This window comes from Cupriavidus taiwanensis LMG 19424, assembly GCF_000069785.1.
GTDB lineage: Bacteria > Pseudomonadota > Gammaproteobacteria > Burkholderiales > Burkholderiaceae > Cupriavidus > Cupriavidus taiwanensis.
The window spans coordinates 417,266-436,259 of record NC_010528.1 but is presented as its reverse complement, the minus strand read 5'-3'; the positions used below and the strand labels follow the sequence as shown (position 1 = coordinate 436,259).

General features: G+C 68.1%; 18 protein-coding genes. 2 read left to right on the top strand and 16 right to left on the bottom strand.

Annotated elements, in window-relative coordinates; all coding sequences use genetic code 11:
• Window positions 1-40: 40 nt before the first annotated feature.
• The 12 genes from RALTA_RS02075 to RALTA_RS02025 form a co-directional block, all read right to left on the bottom strand.
• Window positions 41-499 carry a nuclear transport factor 2 family protein gene (locus tag RALTA_RS02075; RefSeq protein WP_012351756.1) on the bottom strand — a complete coding sequence of 153 codons (459 nt, stop codon included), beginning with the start codon at window positions 497-499 and terminating at the stop codon, window positions 41-43.
• Window positions 500-577: 78 nt separating this feature from the next.
• Entirely contained in the window at window positions 578-1,834 is a 1,257-nt protein-coding gene (locus RALTA_RS02070) for a DUF1329 domain-containing protein (protein WP_012351755.1), read from the bottom strand.
• 25 nt (window positions 1,835-1,859) lie between these two features.
• Window positions 1,860-3,446 (bottom strand): DUF1302 family protein, encoded by a 1,587-nt coding sequence (locus RALTA_RS02065; protein WP_242405244.1) that lies wholly within the window; start codon window positions 3,444-3,446, stop codon window positions 1,860-1,862.
• A gap of 50 nt (window positions 3,447-3,496) precedes the next feature.
• Window positions 3,497-4,459 carry an efflux RND transporter permease subunit gene (locus tag RALTA_RS30755; RefSeq protein ID WP_242405243.1) on the bottom strand — a complete coding sequence of 321 codons (963 nt, stop codon included), beginning with the start codon at window positions 4,457-4,459 and terminating at the stop codon, window positions 3,497-3,499.
• The gene (locus tag RALTA_RS30750) at window positions 4,456-5,874 is read right to left on the bottom strand and encodes an MMPL family transporter (protein WP_242405242.1); all 1,419 of its coding nucleotides are present in this window, start codon (window positions 5,872-5,874) and stop codon (window positions 4,456-4,458) included. Before RALTA_RS30750 ends, RALTA_RS30755 begins: the two co-directional genes overlap by 4 nt.
• Before the next feature lie 48 nt (window positions 5,875-5,922).
• Complete coding sequence (locus RALTA_RS02055) at window positions 5,923-6,888, bottom strand: WD40/YVTN/BNR-like repeat-containing protein (protein ID WP_012351753.1); 966 nt, start codon at window positions 6,886-6,888, stop codon at window positions 5,923-5,925.
• A gap of 114 nt (window positions 6,889-7,002) precedes the next feature.
• A complete protein-coding gene (locus tag RALTA_RS02050) occupies window positions 7,003-7,344 on the bottom strand; it encodes a YciI family protein (RefSeq protein WP_012351752.1) in 342 nt (113 codons plus the stop codon).
• 46 nt (window positions 7,345-7,390) lie between these two features.
• The gene (locus tag RALTA_RS02045) at window positions 7,391-8,449 is read right to left on the bottom strand and encodes a maleylacetate reductase (RefSeq protein ID WP_012351751.1); all 1,059 of its coding nucleotides are present in this window, start codon (window positions 8,447-8,449) and stop codon (window positions 7,391-7,393) included.
• Between the two features lie 20 nt (window positions 8,450-8,469).
• Complete coding sequence (locus tag RALTA_RS02040) at window positions 8,470-9,129, bottom strand: alpha/beta hydrolase (protein WP_012351750.1); 660 nt, start codon at window positions 9,127-9,129, stop codon at window positions 8,470-8,472.
• 51 nt (window positions 9,130-9,180) lie between these two features.
• Complete coding sequence (locus tag RALTA_RS02035; protein WP_012351749.1) at window positions 9,181-10,140, bottom strand: VOC family protein; 960 nt, start codon at window positions 10,138-10,140, stop codon at window positions 9,181-9,183.
• 42 nt (window positions 10,141-10,182) lie between these two features.
• Window positions 10,183-10,980: a citryl-CoA lyase gene (locus RALTA_RS02030; protein WP_041232266.1), complete on the bottom strand. Its 798-nt coding sequence runs from the start codon at window positions 10,978-10,980 to the stop codon at window positions 10,183-10,185.
• A 23-nt stretch (window positions 10,981-11,003) separates the two neighbouring features.
• Window positions 11,004-12,503 carry a class I adenylate-forming enzyme family protein gene (locus RALTA_RS02025; protein WP_012351747.1) on the bottom strand — a complete coding sequence of 500 codons (1,500 nt, stop codon included), beginning with the start codon at window positions 12,501-12,503 and terminating at the stop codon, window positions 11,004-11,006.
• 228 nt (window positions 12,504-12,731) lie between these two features.
• On the opposite strand from RALTA_RS02025, the gene RALTA_RS02020 reads away from it, so the two are divergent.
• Window positions 12,732-13,502 carry a GntR family transcriptional regulator gene (locus RALTA_RS02020; RefSeq protein WP_012351746.1) on the top strand — a complete coding sequence of 257 codons (771 nt, stop codon included), beginning with the start codon at window positions 12,732-12,734 and terminating at the stop codon, window positions 13,500-13,502.
• Window positions 13,503-13,520: 18 nt separating this feature from the next.
• Here the strand turns inward: RALTA_RS02020 and RALTA_RS02015 are convergent, their stop codons facing one another.
• From RALTA_RS02015 to RALTA_RS02000, 4 genes are all read right to left on the bottom strand, one after another.
• Window positions 13,521-14,294: an ABC transporter permease gene (locus tag RALTA_RS02015; RefSeq protein WP_172583319.1), complete on the bottom strand. Its 774-nt coding sequence runs from the start codon at window positions 14,292-14,294 to the stop codon at window positions 13,521-13,523.
• A 15-nt stretch (window positions 14,295-14,309) separates the two neighbouring features.
• Window positions 14,310-15,152, bottom strand: coding sequence for an ABC transporter ATP-binding protein (locus RALTA_RS02010; RefSeq protein ID WP_012351744.1), 843 nt, complete (start codon window positions 15,150-15,152; stop codon window positions 14,310-14,312).
• Entirely contained in the window at window positions 15,149-16,291 is a 1,143-nt protein-coding gene (locus RALTA_RS02005) for an ABC transporter substrate-binding protein (protein ID WP_012351743.1), read from the bottom strand. The genes RALTA_RS02010 and RALTA_RS02005 overlap by 4 nt, the downstream gene beginning before the upstream one ends.
• 200 nt (window positions 16,292-16,491) lie before the next feature.
• Window positions 16,492-18,390, bottom strand: coding sequence for an ABCB family ABC transporter ATP-binding protein/permease (locus RALTA_RS02000; RefSeq protein WP_012351742.1), 1,899 nt, complete (start codon window positions 18,388-18,390; stop codon window positions 16,492-16,494).
• 110 nt (window positions 18,391-18,500) lie between these two features.
• On the opposite strand from RALTA_RS02000, the gene RALTA_RS01995 reads away from it, so the two are divergent.
• The gene (locus RALTA_RS01995; protein ID WP_012351741.1) at window positions 18,501-18,905 is read left to right on the top strand and encodes an acyl-CoA thioesterase; all 405 of its coding nucleotides are present in this window, start codon (window positions 18,501-18,503) and stop codon (window positions 18,903-18,905) included.
• The last annotated feature ends 89 nt before the right edge of the window (window positions 18,906-18,994 follow it).

The following is an 18,994-nucleotide window of genomic DNA, read 5'->3' as shown; positions in this document are numbered from 1 at the left end:
GCGCGGTGCTTCGTCACCTGGCCCCGGTGAGCCGCCGCCACTAGGCGAAGCCGGCCTTGCCTCCGTGCCGCTGGCGCAGCCAGGGATAGCGCCCGACATCCTGCCCGCCGTAATCGGGGTCCAGGTAGACGTAGCAGCGCTGGATGCGGAAGTTGCGGATCTCGAACACGTCGCACCAGCGCCCGGCGTGGCTGATGTCAGCACGCCAGGTTTCGCCGCTGACGAGGCTGCCCGCGGAGGTCCCTTCCACCACCAGCAGATCGCCCTGCTGGATGTAGTTGGCATGGGCGATATCGTGGCGCACCGATGCCACGATCCCCATCAGGTCGCCGAACAGTTGTTCGATCTGCGCGCGCCCGCGCGCCACGCCCCATTTGGGAAAGCAGAACTCGGCGTGCTCGTCGAACAGGTCGAGCACGCTCTCGCCCCGGTCCATGCGCCTGAAGTACTCCAGCGCCACGGCCTTGCGCTGCTCATCCGTCATTGTCTTGATTTCCATGATCCTCCTCGCCCGGGCCAGCCCGCCAAGCAGGCCGAGCCCGGAAAACGCGCGGTCGTACCGCGCTTGCGAATGGCACTACTTGGCGATGGACTCCAGCGCGCTGTAGTTCATGTCGGCCTCCTTGATCTTCGCCTCGTTGAGCTTGTAGCCGCGGAACAGGTAGATCGAGGCGTGGCGGGCCTTGAAGTCGATGATGTCGCCCTGGATCGAGGAAGAGTACTTGGTACCGTCCTCTCCGGTCGACGGCGTCATATGGAAGTTGATGAACTTCCAGAATTCGCCCTTCTTGTCATAGGCCTCGCCCATGTAGACGCGCGGGTAGTTCACGTCCATATAGACCACCTTCTTGCCGTAGGGGTGCTCGCCCGGCGGCGTGCCTTCGATCACCCACACCTCGCGCGGCTGCCAGGTCTGCACCGGGTTCCAGTACGGCGCGTTCTTCAGGTCCACGGTCTTCCACTCGTCCGGCGTGCCCTTCTTGGACGGCGTGTAGCCCAGCTTCGCGTCCGAGATCGCCAGGATCCAGCGCTTGCCCACCAGCCTGATCTTCGGGTACCAGGACGGCCTGGCGTTCCAGACATAGATGTCGTCGTTGAGCACGTCCAGCCCGCCGACCGGGTCCATCCACGCGCCGCCAGACAGCCGCCGCGTGCGCCGGGCCGACTTGATATAGGCCCAGCTGTCTTCCAGCTTGGGGCTGTCGTAGCGGATGGTGAAGGTGCCCAGCCCGCGGATGTCCTCCGGCGCGGTCGCGGCGAACAAGGTCTTGCTGAGCACGCTGCCGTCGCCCAGCACGGGCTTGTCGCCGCTGAGCCGGCCCTTCATGTAGTAGCGCTGGAACACCCAGTCCTGCGTCGACTCCAGGCCCTTGTCGCCGCTGATCATCAGGAAGGTGACCTTGTTGTTGATGACGTCGCCTTCCGGCGAGGCGTAATAGAAGTTCCAGATCAGCTTGTCGCCGGCGAAGGGATCGTTCTGGCTGACCTGCGGGAACGGAATGCCGGCCTCCCAGCCGGTCACCTCGCGGGTCTTCTCGTCGAACTGCGCCTTGCCGGCGTTCTTGCGCGTCGCCTCCAGGTACTTGGGATCGAGCTGCACCGGCTTGGCGTGGCCCAGCGGGATCTTCAGGCCGGTATTGCGGATCTGCCACTCCAGCTTTTCGGTAAGCAGGCTGGCGATGGTATGGCCGTCGAAGGTGTCGCTTTTGATCTTGTCTAGGTTGTCCTTGTCGATCACGGTGCCGGCCGGCAACTCGGCCGCCAGGCTGGCGGCGCTGGCGCTGCCGAGCACCGCCAGCAGGCACAGCGCGATGGTCTTGCGGATGCGAATCATGTGGTGTCTCCTCACTTGGGATGCATCAGAACTGGCGCGTCAGCCGCGCCAGGAACTGACTGTTGTTGGCAAAGGTGCCGAACAGGCGCGTGGATCCTTCCACCTGGCCGGCGCTGCGCTTGTTCTTGGCAAAGAACAGGTCCGCTTCCAGCACCAGGCGCCAGTGGTCGCCGTAGACGAATTCCACGCTCGGGATCAGGAAGCCGCCGCGGCCCTGCAGGTCCACGCCCGCCGCCAGCTGCGGATTGATCTTGTCGTTGCGGTAGTTCAGCCCGAGGATCACCGTGGCGATGGTCGAATGCTCCTTCGCCGCGGCGCCATAGCCGACGAGATTGACGATATCGTCGGAACGCCTGAAGTTCTGGATCCACTTGTCGAACACCTGCACCGAGAAGAACGACGGCCGGCTGGTCCCCAGCAGGCGGCTCAGGTTCAGGTTCTTGTCCATGCGGAACATGGTGGTGACCACGTCCTTCTTGATGATGCCGCCGAAGCCCGGCAACGCGCCGCCAAAGAAGTTGGTGCCGATGTTGTAGGGCGCGTTGCGCGTGTAGACCAGTTCGGTGCTCAGCACGGCATCGATGGCGGGGACATAGCCGCTGGCGGTCGCGCCGAACAGGTCGAGCTTGGGGAAGATGAAGTCGCCCAGCGTGCCGGTCGGCGCCTGTCCCGACGGCGCGAAGGCCGAGTTCACCACCGGGTCGTTGCTGAACGTCTTCAGGTAGGCCAGCGAATAGTTAACCGGGCCGGCGATGCCCTCCCAGCGCACGCCGCCGGTCTGGTCGCTGACATTGGCGCCGGGCTGCCGGTAGTTGTAGTTGAGCGCGCCGGGCGCGAGGAAGTCGACGCCCTTGTACGGCTGGCCCGCCCAGCGGCCGCCGTACAGGTCGTAGCTGTTGCCGATGTCGCGATTGCGGTCGAGGCCCGGCCGGTACAGCAGCTGCAGGCTGCCGTCGGCTTCGGGCACGTTGACCTTGGCCTTGACCAGGAACAGCGGCTTGCGCAACTCGTCGCCCTCGCGTTCCAGGAACGAGCGCCAGCGGTAATCGAAGCCATGCACCAGGTCGAGCGCGCGGAAGAAGTCGGTCTCGCCCCAGACCACCTGCTGCTTGCCGATGCGCAGGTTGACCCGCTCCACCGGCGAGAAGTCCATGTAGTACTCGCGCAGGTCGGCGTTGTCGTACTGGTCCATCAGCCGGCTGCCCGGGCCGCCCGGCGAGTTGGTGCGGTTCAGTTGCTCGAGGTCCTTCAGGTAGCGCGTCTTGTATTCACCATCGGCCCGGCCCACCACCTTCCATGTCACCGGCCCGGTCTTGGCATCGGCATTGAGCAGCAGCGAGCCGCGCAGCATGGACGGCGCGAACCTGTCGTCGCGGCCGGTCTCCGGCGGATTCTGCAGGTTGAACGAGGCCCACGTGCGCGCATAGCCGCCCACGCGGAAGCTGTAGTCCTCGCCTTTCGCGTCGCCGCCGGCGTCTTGCGCGGCGGGCGCCGCCGCATTCTCGGCCTCCGCGGCCTCCGCGGCCAGCAGCTGCGGCGTGGCCGCCAGCAGCGCCAGCGCCAGGCCCGCGGCGCTGGTGCGCCGGCGCCGCCCCCTCCAATGCATTGTCATGGTCTCCTCCTGTTGGTCTTGTCTGTCTGGCTCTTTTCGATATCTGGCCGCTATGCCTCGGGCACCGGATGCATCGGGATGTCGCGCTCGCCGGCGGCGTGGCCCGCGCCCGCCCGCTTCACGATGAACGCCGGCCGGAACACCAACACCATCGCAGGCATGATGAACAGCGCACTCAGTGCCGACACGAACAGCCAGATCGCCATCAGCACGCCCATGTCGGCCTGGAAGCGCAGCGACGAGGCGCACCACAGCACCACGCTGGTGGTCAGCGTCAGCGCCGTCACCACCACGCCGCGGCCCGCGCCCAGCAGCGATGCCACCGTGGCCGTGCGCAGATCCTTGCCCTCGGCGATCTTTTCCTTGATGCCGTCGACGATGTAGAAGGCGTAGTCGACGCCGAGGCCGATGCCCAGCGCCGCCACCGGCAGCGTGCTGAGGTTCATGCCGATGCCCTTCCACGCCATGTAGCTGAAGGTGATGGTGTTGGACAGGATCACCGGCACCATGAAGAAGATGCCGGCCGTGACCGAGCGGTACGCGACCGCGCAGCACAGCACCAGCACCAGCAGCGCCAGCGCGATGCTCTCGATCTGGCCGGCGAGGATCACCTCGTTGACCGCGGCCAGCACCCCGACCAGGCCGCCGGCGAGCTGGTACGTGCCCTGTGCCAGCGGATGGGCGTCGACATATTCCTTGAGGCGCGCCATCGCGGTGCGGATGCTGTCGCCCTGGTGGTCGCGGAAGTAGAACGTCACCGAGGCATTGCGCGCCTGCGCATCGGTGAAGCGGGCCATGTCGCCGGGATCGGAGCCCGACACGAACATGTACATGAGCTCGCCGTTCTCCTGCGCGGTGCCGCCGAGTTCCTGGTAGCGCGGGTTGTTCTCGTTGAGCACGCGCCGGACCATCGGGATGACGTCGGCGATCGAGGCGCTGCCGCCAATCTCCGGCTGCGCCGCCATATAGCGCTGCATTCCCGCCATGCTTGCCAGCACTTCGGGCGACTTCACCGCATTGGGCTGGTGTCCCGCAAACACCGCATAGAGTCGGTCGGCTCCCTGGAACTGGCGGTTGATGGCGGCGGCATCCCGGTTGTAGGTCGAATCGGGCCAGAGGATGGGCGAGCCCGGCTGCGCGTCGCCGACCTGGATCCGGGTTGCGTACCAGGCCGAGACGGCGAACACCGCCAGCGCGACGGCCAGCGCGACGTCGCGCTGCGCACGCACACGCCGAGGATGCGGTCCAGCGCCGGGCCCAGGTCCAGCCGGTGCGCGTGGCCGCGCGGATCGCGCACCCACGACAGCATCACCGGCGTCATCACGCATGCGCTCAGCGCGATGGTCATCACCCATATCGTGCCGATGATCGACACCTTGTGCATCAGCGGGATCGGCGTCAGCACTACCACCACCATGCAGCCGGCGTCGGCGACCACGCCCAGCATGCCGGGCTTGAACAGCTGCAGCATGCTGGCCCGCGCCGCCGCGCGCGGGGTGTCGGCGCCCGCGGCCAGCTCCTCGTCGAAGCGCGACACCAGCTGCACCGAATGCGAGATCGCGCGCGCGGTGATCAGGAACGCAATCACGATCACCAGCGGGTCGAGGTTATAGCCGAGCAGCCGCGCCGCGCCCAGCGCCCAGATTGCGCTGCTCAGCCCCGCCAGCAAGGGCAGCAGCGTGCCGCGCCAGGTGCGCGCGACGATAAACAGCAGCAGCACCAGGCAGCCGACCGTCAGCATGAAGATGTGCAGCGTCTCGGGCAGGAAGTGGCTGACCCAGCCATACAGGATGGGCTCGCCGGTCACGCGCACGCGCACGCCGTCGCCGCGCGCGGCGTCGGCAATCGCCTGCACCTGCGGGAAGATCTTGTTGTAGTCGGCCGAGCCCTCGTAGAAGTCGACAGTCACCAGCGCGGCGCGCAGGTCCTTCGAGACATAGGCGCCATAGACCAGCGGGTTGTTGAGCACCGCCTGCTTCAGCGCGTTCAGCCCGGCTGCGTCCTGCGGCACGTCGGGCCACATCAGCGGCGACGAGTCGATGGCCTCGGTGGAGCCGCGGATGTCCTTGAGCTTGCGCGACGCCAGCGAGACGATCTGGAACTGGTTGGCACCGTCGACGCGCTGCAGCGCCGACGTGACCGTCTTGACCTTGGTCAGGAAGGCCGTGTTGAAGATATCGCCCTGTTCGGCCTCGAGCACGAGGCTGACCACGTTGGAGCCGCCGAAGGCTTGCTTGTACTGCTCGTGGACCTGGATATACGGATGGCTGCGCGGCAGCAGGTCGTCGAAGACGGTCCTGACCTCCACCCGCAGCGCGGCCACCAGCATCAACGCGGTGACCAGCAGGAATATGCCTGCCACATAGGCCCGTTGCCGTATGCAGGCCTCGGCAAAGCGTTCGAGCCTGCCCGGTTGTGTCGTGTTCATGATCTCCTCCAGATTCTTCTTGTGCGCGCCGCCGGGCCATCCCGGCGCTTACAGCGCCTTGGCCGCGCCGGCCGCCAGCCGCGAGCCCGCGGCGTAGTACTTGCCGCCATGCGCGAGCACGCGCGTGTACCAGCCGCGGTCCATCGCATCGAAGCGCGTCGCGCGCCAGGCGGCGCCGTCTGAGCCGCCCAGTAGCACCACGCCCTTGTCGCCCACGGCAACCCACTGGCTGCCGTCCCAGGCCACGTCGAACAGGTCTTCCTGCGTCGCGCTGGCGACGGCTCTCCAGCTGGTGCCCGCATCGCTGCTGACCAGCACGGTGCCGCGCAAGCCCACCGCCACCGCGTGGCCGTCGTCGCGCATGCGCACCGACATCAGGCTCTGCCGGGCCGGGCTGGTGACGGTGGTCCAGTGTTCGCCGGCATCGCGCGTCACGCGGATGCGGCCGAACTCGCCCACCACGCAGCCACGGGCGCCGTCGAAGGCAACGCCGTTCCAGGCGGTGTCCTCGACCGGCGCGGCGGACTCCCAGCTGTTGCCGTAATCGAGCGAACGCAGCAGCACGCCGCCGCTGCCCACCGCCCAGGCACGTCCATCCTGGCCCGCCTGCACCCGCATCAGCTTGTTGCTGATCGAGGAGCGCGGCGCGCGCGCGGCCTGCCAGTTCACGCCGCCGTCGGCGGTGGCCAGGATGACGCCGTCGTTGCCGACCGCGACGGCACGGCGCGCATCCCAGGCGGCGATGTCCTGCAGGGTTGCGCGCTGCGCGGCGCGCTGCAGGCGCCAGGCCTGTCCGGCGTCGTCGCTGTGGAGGATCTTGCCGTTGGTGCCGACGGCCCACATGCGGCCGTCGGGCAGCACGGCCATGCCGTAGAACGCGTCGCCGCGTTCCACCAGCGGCTGCGGCAGCGCCTTGCCGGCCGGCTTCGGCTTGATGAACAGGCCCGCGTACAGCAGGCCGCCGATCACTGCCACGGCCGAACCGGACAGCAGGTAGCGTTTGATGCGTTGCATGTTGTGGTCCTTCTTGGAATGTCGCGCTGCGCCGGCCGCGGGCGCACGGCGCCCTGCAGGGTTTCACTGCGAGACAGGTTCAGGCGGGCTTGCCGGCTGCCGCCGGCGGCGGCTTTATGTGGCGGCTGCGGCGGCGCTCTGCAGCGCGCGCTCCAGTTCCTCGTCGAGCAGGCGCGGATTGGCGTGCGGAACGAACTGCAGGAAGGGCTCGGTCTCGACGCGCTCGAACAGGCCGGCGCGGTGGTACGGGTCCGATTCGATCAGCGCGCGCGCCTGCGCGCTGTCGCCCTGCACGGCAAGGAACAGGCCCCGCGGCGCCTGCGCTTCGTCGCACAGCGCGCCGGCACAGACGATTTCCGGCAGGTGCGCGGCGATGTGGCGGATATGGTCCGGACGGTGCTGCAGGCGCGCGGCGGCGATGCCGGTGCGGAAGTAGGCGCGAATGACTGTTGGCATGATGGGGGCCTCGTTTGGCGGAAGCGCTACCGGTTGCGGCGCGCGCTCAGGCGGGAGCGGCACCGTCGTAGGCGCGCTGCAGCAGGTCGCGGACCGCTGCGCGCTCGAGCGGCCGCGGATTCGGGTACGGCGCCGCGACCACCAGGTCGGCCGCATGGTCGAGGCCATGCGCCGGCATGCCGATCTCGCGCAGCGAGCGCGGCACGCCGAGCGCGGCGCCGAGCTCGCGCAGCCCTTCGGGCGCGGTGGCGCTGCCCAGCGCGCGCGCAATGCGCACCATCGCCTGCGGCGCCGCCGCGGCGTTGTAGGCCATGGCATAGGGCAGCACCACGGTGTGGACTTCCGCATGCGGCAGGTTGAAGCTGCCGCCCAGGGTATGGCACAGCTTGTGGTGGATGCCCATCTGCAGGTTGCCCAGCACCATGCCGCACAGCCAGGCGCCGTACAACGCATCGCCGCGCGCCTCGGCGTGGCAGGCATCGCGCTTCAGGCATCGCAGCGCGCCGGCCAGCGCGCGGATGCCTTCTTCGGCCATCAGCGCGTAGACCGGGTTGCCGTCGCTGGCGTAAAGGCCCTCGGCGGCGTGCGCGATCGCGTTCATGCCGCTGGTCATGGCCAGCCCCGGCGGCAGCGACAGCGTCAGCTCGGGGTCGTAGATCACGGTGCGCGGCGCCACGCGCCAGTCTCGGCCGGTGTGCTTGAGGCCGCCTTCGGTGATGGCGTACAGCGGCGTCATCTCCGAGCCGGCGTAGGTGGTCGGCACGGCGATGAACGGCAGTCCGGCCTCGAGCGCGATGGCCTTGGCCAGGCCCATGGCCGAGCCGCCGCCTGCCGCCACGCAGCCATCGGCGCCGGCACGCCGCACCGCGTCGACGGCGTTTCGCACCACATCGGCCGGTACATGCATCACGGCATGGCCGTAGACGCCGACGCTGCGCTCGCCGATCAGCTCGGCCATCTGCCGGCCCAGCGCGAACTGCTCCGGCGAGGTCAGCACCAGCACGCGCCGCAGGCCGAGCTGTTCCACTTCGCGCAGCAGGTGCTCGCGCGCACCGGTGCCGAACACGATGCGCGATTGGCGTGTTTCATGGATAAAGGGTTGCATGCCGCAAGACTCCTTGGCGTTCAACTGGCATCTGGCACGCAGGCGGCCAGGAAAGAATTGGCGTAAGCGATCTCGCGGTCGCGGATGCCATGCTCGGTGCCCGGCTCGACCCGGATGCTGACGTCGGCGCCGGCGGCTCGGAACCAGTGCGCCGACTCGCGCACGCTGTCGGCGGGCACATGCGGATCCTCGTCCCATGTCGACAGCAGCACCGGCATGCCGGCCAGCCACGGCCGCGCGCACTCGCGCGGCGCGCCCGGCGGGCCGATCAGCCCGCCGGTAAAGGCGATCAGGCCCGCATACCGGCGCCGCTGGCGCCAGAGGTATTCACTGCAGAGGCAGGCGCCCTGCGAGAACCCCACCAGCACCTGCGAGGTGTAGGGAAAGCCCATCGCCAGCAACGCCTCAGACAGCACCTCGATGCGCGCCAGCGCCTGTGAGAGGCGCGGCTCGTTGGCCTCGAGCGGAGCGATGAAGCGCGCCGGATACCAGGTGTTTTCCGCGGCCAGCGGGGCGAACCATGCCACCTGGGGGCAGTCGAGCCGGTCGACCAGCAGTTCGCGCATCAGTGCCGGCGATTGGCCGCGGCCATGGACCAGGATCGCGGCCAGCCGGGCGTTGCCCGCCGGCGCGTCGAACACGCTCAGCGGCGTGTGCAGGTGGGGATTGAGGACAGGCATGATGTTTCCGGCTTCGGGCCAGGCAGGGTCATACGGTGCGACGCGATCGCTTCAGTAGTGCAGGCTTTCCAGCGATTGCAGGATGGTTGCGCGCTGGCTCTCGAACTGCGGCGCGATCTGCAGCGTCGAGCCCAGGCTTTCATAGGGCTCGTCGACCAGGAACGCCTGCGGCTTCGACACGGTCGCCTCGAACATCGCGCCGCTGGGAGTACGCACGTAGATCGATTCAAAGTAGCCGCGATCCTTGCGTTCGGAGGTGTCGGTCAAACCCAGCCCCTCGAGCCGCGCCTTCACCATGTCCTGCACCACGCGGTCTTCGACCTGGAATGCGCAGTGGTGCACGGTGCCCTCGCCGTAGGTCCAGCTCGCCTGGGGCAGGCCGGGCTCGAGCGCAAAATCGACCAGCTTGCCGGAGGCGCCGTCGCCGAAGGCATAGCGCAGGTACTTGCCATCGCGCCCGACTTCGCGCCCCGACCATCCTTCCTGCATGAATTGCTGCGACGATTCCATCTCGCGCACGTTCACCGCGATGGTATGCAGGCCGCGGATCGCGAACTCGGCCGGCACCTCGCCGTTGGAATAAGGCGTGCGCGCGTCGTCGGCGATGCCGATCAGCTCGTACTCGACTCCGCACGGGTGGGCGAAGGCCAGCACGACTTCGCCGAAGCGCTCGGTACGGCGCACCTCAAAGCCGTGGTCGGTCAGGCGCTTGTGCCAGAACGGAATCGCCGAGACCGGCACCGACAGCGCCAGGCTGCCGATCTGGCCCGTGCCCCGGGTGCCCTTGCGGCCGAAGTGCGCGACCGGGAAGCAGGTGATCAGCGTGCTTTCCTCACCCAGGTCGTTGCCGTAGTACAGGTGATAGAACGGCGTGCCGCCGTCATAGATCAGGGTCTTCTTGACGCTCTTCAGCGAGAGCACCCTGGTATGGAAGTCATAGTCCTGCTGCGCGGTTCCCACGCTGAGGGTGATGTGGTGGTGCCGCTGGATGGCTCGGTCGGCTGTTGTCATGGCGTCTCCTTGTCTATTCTGTTAATCGATTTGCGGCGGGGGTCAGTCCGGCCCGCCTGCGCTGCGCGCAGGTGTCATGGCCTCGTCAACGAGGCGCCACACGAAGCGCCCCGAAGGTTCGCGCTGTTCCTCGGCGATATGGGCAATCAGCCCGGCGGCGCGGCTCAGCACCGCAAAGCCGCGCATCAGGCGGGCCGGGATGCCGATGTCGCCCAGCACCGCCGCCACCGCGCCGGTGGCGTTGATGGTGATATGGCGGCCGGCGGCGGCGTCGACCTCGGCGGCCAGCTGCTCCAGCGCGGCACAGCGCGCGCCATGGGTGCCCAGTTCGCGCGCCAGCGCCAGCAGTGCCAGCGCGCGCGGATCGTCGGGACGGTGCAGGTGATGGCCGAAGCCGGGCACGGGCTCGCGCCGCGCGCGATATTCGCGCGCGATGCGCCGTGCCTCGGCTGCGCCGTCGGCGCCCGCCGCCGCGATCTGGTCGAGCAGCCCGGCCGCCGGTTCCATGGTGCCGATGAACTGGCTGGCCACCGCCAGCAGGCCCGCCGCCACACCGGCCTGCAGGTTTTCCGGCGAACTCGAATAGATCATGCGCGTGGCGATGGCGCTGGGCGTCATGCCATGCTCCATCAGCGTCACCAGTACCGCTTCGGCGATGCGGCGCTGCGCGGGGCCGGGCACGCTGCCGAAGGTCTGCTTCATGAAGACATCGATGAAGCTGGCCTGGCCGAGCAGGTCCGCCACCAGGTCGTCCTCGCCGTAGTAGACCGCTTGCTCGGTGTAGCGGCACAGCCGCGTGCGCGGGGTGGCGGAGGGATTGGGCGAGATATCGGGCGCCATATCGGGCGAGATATCGGGCGAATTCATGTCGCGCTCCAGGTGGACAGGATCGACTCGCGCACCGCCGGCTTCAGCACCTTGCCGACCGCGCTGCGCGGCAAGGCCTGGAACACGTGGATGTGCTTGGGCGTCTTGACCGAGCCCAGTTCGCGCTTGACCAGCGCGATCAGCTCGTCGGCGGCTACCTGCATGCCGGGGCGCAACTGCACCGCGGCGTGCACGGCCTCGCCCCACTTGGCGTCTGGAATGCCGACCACCGAACAGTCGGCCACCGCGGGGTGGGCGGACAGCACCACCTCGACGTCGCCGGGATAGACGTTGAAGCCGCCGGTGATGATCACATCGCGGATGCGGTCGCGCAGGAACAGGAAGCCGTGCTCGTCTAAGACGCCGGCGTCGCCGGTGCGCAGCCAGCCGTCGACCAGCGTCTTGCGGGTTTCTGTCTCCGCCTTCAGGTAGCCGCTCATGACCAGGTCGCCGCGCACCGCGATCTCGCCCTCTTCCCCGGCGCCGAGCACGTTGCCGGACTTGTCGACGATGGCTACCCGGGTCAGCAGCGACGGCCTGCCAACCGAAGCGAGCCGCTCGCCGTGCATCTCGCCCGGCGGCAGGAAGGTGATGATCTGCGGCGCTTCGGTCTGGCCGAACGAGGTGCACAGCACCGGGCCGAACACCGCCTGCGCGTCGCGGATCTGCTCAGGGCGCATCGGCGCGCCGCCATAGACCAGGTAGCGCAGCGCCGGCAACGCGCGCGGGGCACGGCGCTGCTCTTCGACCAGCGCCAGGATCAGCGTCGGCGGCGCAAAGAAGAGCGTCGCGCCGTGGGCCTGGGCCGCGTCGAGCAGCCCGGCAGGCTTGGCCGATTCCGGGAACACCAGCGCCCCGCCGGCACCGAGCAGCGGCAGCATGTAGGTGGAGGTGCCATGCGTGATGGGCGCCGCCACCAGATAGCGGTCCGCCGGCGTCAGGCCAAGTTCGTGGATCTGGGTGGCGATATTGGCGTTCCATGCCCGCAGCGGCTGGATCACGCCCTTGGGAAAACCGGTCGAACCGCCGGTGAACTTGACGGCCTGCGCCGCCTCCAGCGGCACGCCACCGCGGCCGCGCGGGCCCATCACCACCGCCGCGGGATCGCCGCCATCGGCGCCGAGATCGGACAGCAGGCGCAACGGCGGCGCGATGCCGGCGAGGCGACCGGCCATGCCGGCATCGGCCAGCACCAGCGAGGGCTCGACGAAATCGACGATGCGGCGCAACTCGGGATCGCCGTTGCGCGGATTCAGCGGCACCCAGACCTTGCCGGCGGCCAGGATCGCCAGGATCGCCACCAGGTGGTCGACCGTGTTGGCGGCGCCGACGCAGACGCGGCTGCGCGGCACCGGATCGAGCGCCACCAGGGCCGCGGCGCGACGCAGCACCGTGTCGGCAAGCACCCGGTACGACAACTGGCCATCGGGGCTGAAGATGGCGGTCCGCTCGGGATGGCGGTGGGCGGCGCGCCACAGGAAATCAATGGGATACATGCGGGAGGCTTCTCCGGAATCGAGGAAAGATGCGTGGTTGCCGGATGCGCCGGATGCAGGCAGCGGGGCAGGTCAGGCATCGCCATGGCTCGAACTATATGAGTTTGTTCGAACATTCGAATATTAGGAAAAACCCTGCGCGCAATGCTAAAATCCGATCCGCGTCGCGGCGGATGTCACGGGCACCGGCCGCGGCGCCGACGCCGTTGCTGCAGACCTTCCCACTCCATGCAAAGAGACATCGACCCCGTTTCCGCCGCCCTGGGCGCGACCTCGCCGCGCCATCTGGACCTGGCGCGCACGCTGATGCAGGAAATCGTCAACGGCAACCCGCCCGTCGGCGCGCTGCTGCCGACCGAGGCGGAGTTGTGCGAAACCTGGAACCTGAGCCGGTATGCGGTGCGCCAGGCGGTGCAGAAGCTGACCAACCTGGGCATGGTCTCGCGCCAGGCCGGCGTCGGCACGCGCGTGATCTCGGATCGTCCGCAAAGCCGCTTCACGCAGCTGATGGATTCACCGGCCGATCTGGTCAGCTATGCCAAGGGAACGACGCTGCGCACCTCGGCGTTCGGCACGGTGGAGGCCGATGACACGCTGGCTGCATTGCTGCGCTGCGCGCCCGGCGCGAGCTGGCTGCATATCGGCGGCACCCGCTTCGACAGTGCGCCCGGCCACGAGCCGATCGCGCTGGTCGACATCTATGTCGACCGCGCTTACGGCGACCTGCCCCCGCCCGGCGAGACGCTCGACGTGCCGGTGTACACGATGGTGGAGAAGCAATACGGGATCAAGATCACCCGCGTGGAGCAGGAGGTGCAGGGGTGGCTGGTCGAAGGCGCGCAGGCCGCTGCCTTGCAGGTGCCGGACAAGTCAGCGGGCCTGCGCATCATCCGCACCTACTTCCTGCGCGACCAGGCGATCATCGTGACCACCGGCGTGCATCCGGCCAGCCGCTTCAGCTACTGCTCGACTTACCAGCTGCAGCAGGCCGGCGGCTAGCGCGGCGCTGAACCCGGCTCAGCCCCGGTGGGCCCAGCCGGTCATGCGCTTCTCGACCACCGCGAACAGTTCGTACATCGCCATCGCCATCACCGCGATCACCACCAGCCCGGCAAAGGCCAGCGGCATCTTCATGGCGGAGCCCGCCGACACCAGCAGGTAGCCGATGCCCTCGTTGGCGGCATTCATCTCCGACACCGTGGTGCCGACAAAGGCCAGCGTGATCGCGACCTTCAGCGAGGCGAAGAAATATGGCAGCGCGCGCGGCAGGCCGACCTTGAACAGCACGTCGCGCCGTTTGGCGCCGAGCACGCGCAGCACGTCTTCCAGTTCCGGCTCGAGCGTGGCCAGTCCGGTGGCGATATTGACCATGATCGGGAAGAACGAGATCAGGAACGCGGTCAGGATCGCCGGGCCAGCGCCCAGCCCGAACCACACCACCAGGATCGGCACGAAGGCGGCCTTGGGCAGCGCGTTGAAGGCGGTCATCAGCGGGTAGCTGGCGGCGTAGAGCAGCCGCGACGAGCCCATCGCCAGCCCGAGCAGCACGCCCACGCCGATGGCCACGCCAAAGCCCACCATGGTGGTCCAGAAGGTGCGCCACGCATGGCCGGCGATCACGTCCGCATAGTCCGCCAGCGCGGCCACGATGGCGGACGGCGTCGGCAGGATGAAGTCGGATACGTCAAAGGCCATGCACGCGCCCTGCCACAGCAGCAGCACCGCGGCCAGCAGCAGCCACGGCGCCACGCGCTGCACGCGGCGCTCCTGCGCGGAAGTCAGGGTCATCATCATCGTCAGGTTGTCTCAGTGTTGGCGCACATGGCCGATCTTCTCGCGCAGCGCGTGCACCAGCCCGGCAAAGGGCTCGGTATAGGTCAGCTCCAGATCGCGCGGGCGCGGCAGGTGAATTTCCTTGCGCAGCAGGATGCGGCCGGGGCGCTGGCTCATCACGTAGACGGTGTCGGCCAGGAACACGGCCTCGCGCAGGTCGTGCGTGACCAGGATCACGTTGAAGCGCTGCGCCTGCCACAGGTCGCGCAGCACGCACCACAGTTCCTCGCGGGTAAAGGCGTCGAGCGCGCCGAAGGGCTCGTCGAGCAGCAGCATGCGCGGCTGGTGGATCAGCGCGCGGCAGATCGAAGCGCGCTGCTGCATGCCGCCGGAGAGCTGCCACGGGTACTTGTCCTCGTAGCCGCCCAGGCCCACGGTATGCAACAGCCGGCGGGCCCGGTCGACGTACTCGTCGCGCCTGGCACGCAGCGTCGAACGGTAAGGCTCGACGATCTCCAGCGGCAGCATGACGTTGTCGAGCGTGGTGCGCCACGGCAGCAGCGTGGGCGCCTGGAACGCCATGCCGACCTGCTTGAGCGGCCCGCTCACCTTCTGCCCGGCCACCTTCACGGTACCGTGCGTGGCGGGCCTGAGCCCGGTCGCCAGCTTCATGAAGGTGGACTTGCCGCAACCGGACGGGCCGACGATAGCGATGAACTCTCCGGGCGCGGCCTGCAGCGACAGGTCTTCCACGGCAAACTCGCCCTGGCGCGCGAGCGCGTCGTCATAGGCCAGCCAGACCCGGTTGAAATCGACGAAGGGCTCGACGGGCGCGGTCGCGGCGGCCGGCATGGATTCAGCCAGGTGCGCCATCATCGCAGCACATCCAGTTCGGCCGCGCTCGGCAGGTACGCGTCGGTCCACAGCGCATCGGCGTTGATGCGGCCCTTGGTGCCGAAGGCATCGGCCACCTGCGAGGCCATCAGCGACAGGCGCGGCTTGCTGACGCGGCCAAAGCCCTCGGCCTTCGCGTCGGGGGAACGTACCACGCTGTCCAGCGCCAGCTTCAGCCGGCGCGTTTCCAGCTTCTCGTCAATGATGCCGTCGCGCGCCTTGAGCGCGCGGATGCCCTCTTCCGGACGGGCGATCACGTCGCGCGCCGACTTGCTGAAGGCGCGCAGGAACGCCTTCACCGCCTCGGGGTTCTGCCTGATGAAGGCCTCGGACGCGATCACCGCGTTGCCGTACAGCTTCACGCCAAACTGCGGGTACGGCAGCACCACGATGTCCTCGTCCTTCACGCCGCGCGCGTTCAGGTTCAGGATCGACGTGAACGAAAACCCGGTGATGGCATCGAGGTCGCCGCGCACCAGCATGGTTTCGCGCAGCGTCGGGTCCATCGCCTGCCAGTTGAAGGACGACGCCTGCAGGCCGTTGGCCTTCGCGAAGATCGGGAAGGCGCGGCGGCCGGCGTCGAATACCGGCGCGCCCATGCGCTTGCCGGCCAGGTCCTTGGGTGCGCGGATGCCCGACTTCTTCAGCGCCAGGATGGCCGCGGGCGTGTTGTTGTAGACCATCATCACGGCCACCGGCTTGTTCTTCGCGTCCGGGTTGTTGCCGTAGAACTCCATCACCGACGACATGTCGGCGAAGCCCATGTCATAGGTGCCCGAGGCCACGCGATTGACCACGTTGCCCGAGCCGTTGCCGGCATCGATCGCGACCTCCAGCTTCTCGGCCTTGTAGTAGCCCTTCTGCTCGCCGAGCAGGAACAGCGCCGCCGGCCCTTCGAAGCGCCAGTCGAGCTGGAACCGGACCCTGGTGGACGCAGCCTGCGCGTGGGCCGCGCCGGCGAATGATGTCGACAGCACCAGGCTGGTGCCGAGCATGGCGCCCAGCTTCAGCAGGCGGCGGCGTGCCGCGGCGGGGGCCGGACGCGCACCGGCATGGCCAGCGCCTTCGGTGGCAGCCGTGAAAACGCCGGGCAACACTTGCGCAGCGCGGGATTTGGGCATGGCATCTCTCCGTGGATCGTGATTTCGGAGGGATTCGTCCGCAAGGGACATGCCAGCCTTGCGGGCCCTGTTTCAGGGCGTGTCCGCACGCGATTGTCGAACCAGAAATGGGCGCGGCGATTGCCGCAGCGGCATCGTCGTCGGCGATTGCCGACAATCCGCGCCGCGCGCTGGTGCAGGCCGGCGCCGCCGATGGCGGCTCAGGCGTCCTGCGTGGCGTCGCCCACGTCGAGCGCCAGCGCGTCCGCGCCGATGGCATCGCCGCCCCTGGCGGCGGCGCGCGCCTGGATGTCCCACATCCCGGCATAGCGCCCGCCCGCGCGCATCAGCTGCGCATGCGTGCCGCGCTCGACGATGCGGCCGTGGTCCATCACCAGGATCTGGTCGGCATGGACCACGGTGGAGAGCCGGTGCGCGATCAGCAGCGTGGTGCGGTTCTGCGCCAGGCGCATCAGCTCGGCCTGGATCGCCTGCTCGGTGCGCGAATCCAGCGCGGAAGTCGCCTCGTCGAACACCAGCACCGGCGGGTTCTTCAGCAGCGTGCGCGCGATCGCCACGCGCTGCTTCTCGCCGCCGGACAGCTTCAGGCCGCGCTCGCCCACGGGCGTGTCATAGCCCTGCGGCAGCTCGCGGATAAAGGCATCGATCTGCGCCGCCTGCGCCGCGGCGATGACTTCGTCGCGGGTCGCGTCCGGGCGGCCGTAGGCGATGTTGTAGTAGATGCTGTCGTTGAACAGCACGGTGTCCTGCGGCACGATGCCGATGGCGCGACGCAGGCTGTCCTGGGTGATGGCGCGGATATCCTGGCCGTCGATCTCGATCGCGCCCCCGCCCACGTCGTAGAAGCGGAACAGCAGCCGCGCCAGCGTCGACTTGCCCGAGCCGCTGTGGCCCACCACCGCGGTGGTGGTGCCGGCGGCGATGGTGAAGTCGACCCCGTCCAGGATGGTGCGGTCCGGCTCGTAGCCGAAACGCACGTCGCGGAAGCGCACCTGCGCCCCGCTGACCCGCAGCGGCGGCGCGCCCGGCGCGTCGGCCACCTCCTGGTGCGTGCCCAGCAGCACGAACATGCGGTCCATGTCGGTGGTGGCCTGCTTGATCTCGCGGTAGATCACGCCGAGGAAGTTCAGCGGGATATAGAGCTGGATCATCAGCGTGTTGACCAGCACCAGGTCGCCCAGCGTGAGCTTGCCGTCGACCACGCCCACCGTGGCGCGCCACAGGATCAGGATCAGGCCGATGGCGATGATGGCCTGCTGGCCGAAGTTCAGGAACGACAGCGAGTTCTGCGAGCGGATCGCCGCGGTGCGGTACTTGCGCAGGTTCTCGTCATAGCGTTGCGCCTCGTAGGCTTCGTTGCCGAAGTACTTGACGGTTTCGAAGTTCAGCAGCGAATCGATCGCCTTCTGGTTGGCGCGCGAATCGAGTTCGTTCATGCGGCGGCGGAAGTGCGTGCGCCATTCCGTCACCACGATGGTGAAGACGATATAGCCCACCAGCGCGCAACCAGTGATGGCGGCGAACCAGATGTCGTAGTGCAGGATGAAGAAGCCGATCACCAGCGCCATCTCCACCAGCGTGGGCAGGATGCTGTACAGCGAATACGAAATCAGAGACTGGATGCCGCGCGTGCCGCGCTCGATGTCCCGGCTCATGCCGCCGGTCTGGCGGTCCAGGTGGAAGCGCAGCGACAGCGCATGCAGGTGCCGGAACACCTGCAGCGCAATCTCGCGCACGGCGCTCTGCGTGACCTTGGAAAAGAGGATTTCGCGCAACTCGGTGAACAGCGTCGCGGACAGGCGCAACATGCCGTAGGCGACGATCAGCCCGACCGGCACCGCCAGCAACGCGCGCGGATCGCCGGCCGTGATGTTCATGCTGTCGATCAGCCGCTTCATCAGCACCGGCACGCCCAGGTTGGCCACCTTGGCCGCCACCAGGCAGGCCAGCGCCAGCATCACCCGCCACTTGTAGTGCCAGACATAGGGCAGCAGGTTGCGTACGGTCTGCCAGTCGCTGCGGGGGGCGCGCTGGCCGGGAAAGAGCTTCACCGAGGCCGGGTCGGGGGCCTGCTCGGCGGTCGTGGAATAGCGGCGCATACGTTAGAATCCGGGCCAATGCGCGATTGTCGCAGAGATCGCGTTGCGCGGCTGGCGAAGGGTTTTTCGCCGCCACGCCCCACCCTTCAGCAGTCCACCCGCATACCGCCATGAACGCTCCCCATACCGTCCCCGCCCTGCCCGCCGGCAAGAACCCCGCGCTGCGCGTGGTGCCGATGCCCGCCGACGCCAACGTGCACGGCGATGTGTTCGGCGGCTGGATCATGTCGCAGGTGGATATCGCCGGCTCGATCCCGGCGGTCGAGCGCGCCCAGGGACGCGTGGCGACCGTGGCGGTGAATTCCTTCCTGTTCAAGCACCCGGTGTTCGTCGGCGACCTGGTGAGTTTCTACGCCGATATCGTCAAGACCGGGCGTACCTCGATCACCGTTGCGGTGGAGGTCTATGCGCAGCGCATGCGGCATAGCAATGAGATCGTCAAGGTGACGGAGGCGACCCTGACGTATGTGGCGACGGATGAGTCGCGGCAGCCCCGGGTGTTGCCGACGGCTTGAGCGGCACGGTCGAGCTTGCTGGCTGTTTGCTCCCCTCTCCCGCTTGCGGGAGAGGGGCGAAAACAAGCGGTAGACGAAAGTCTGCCGTC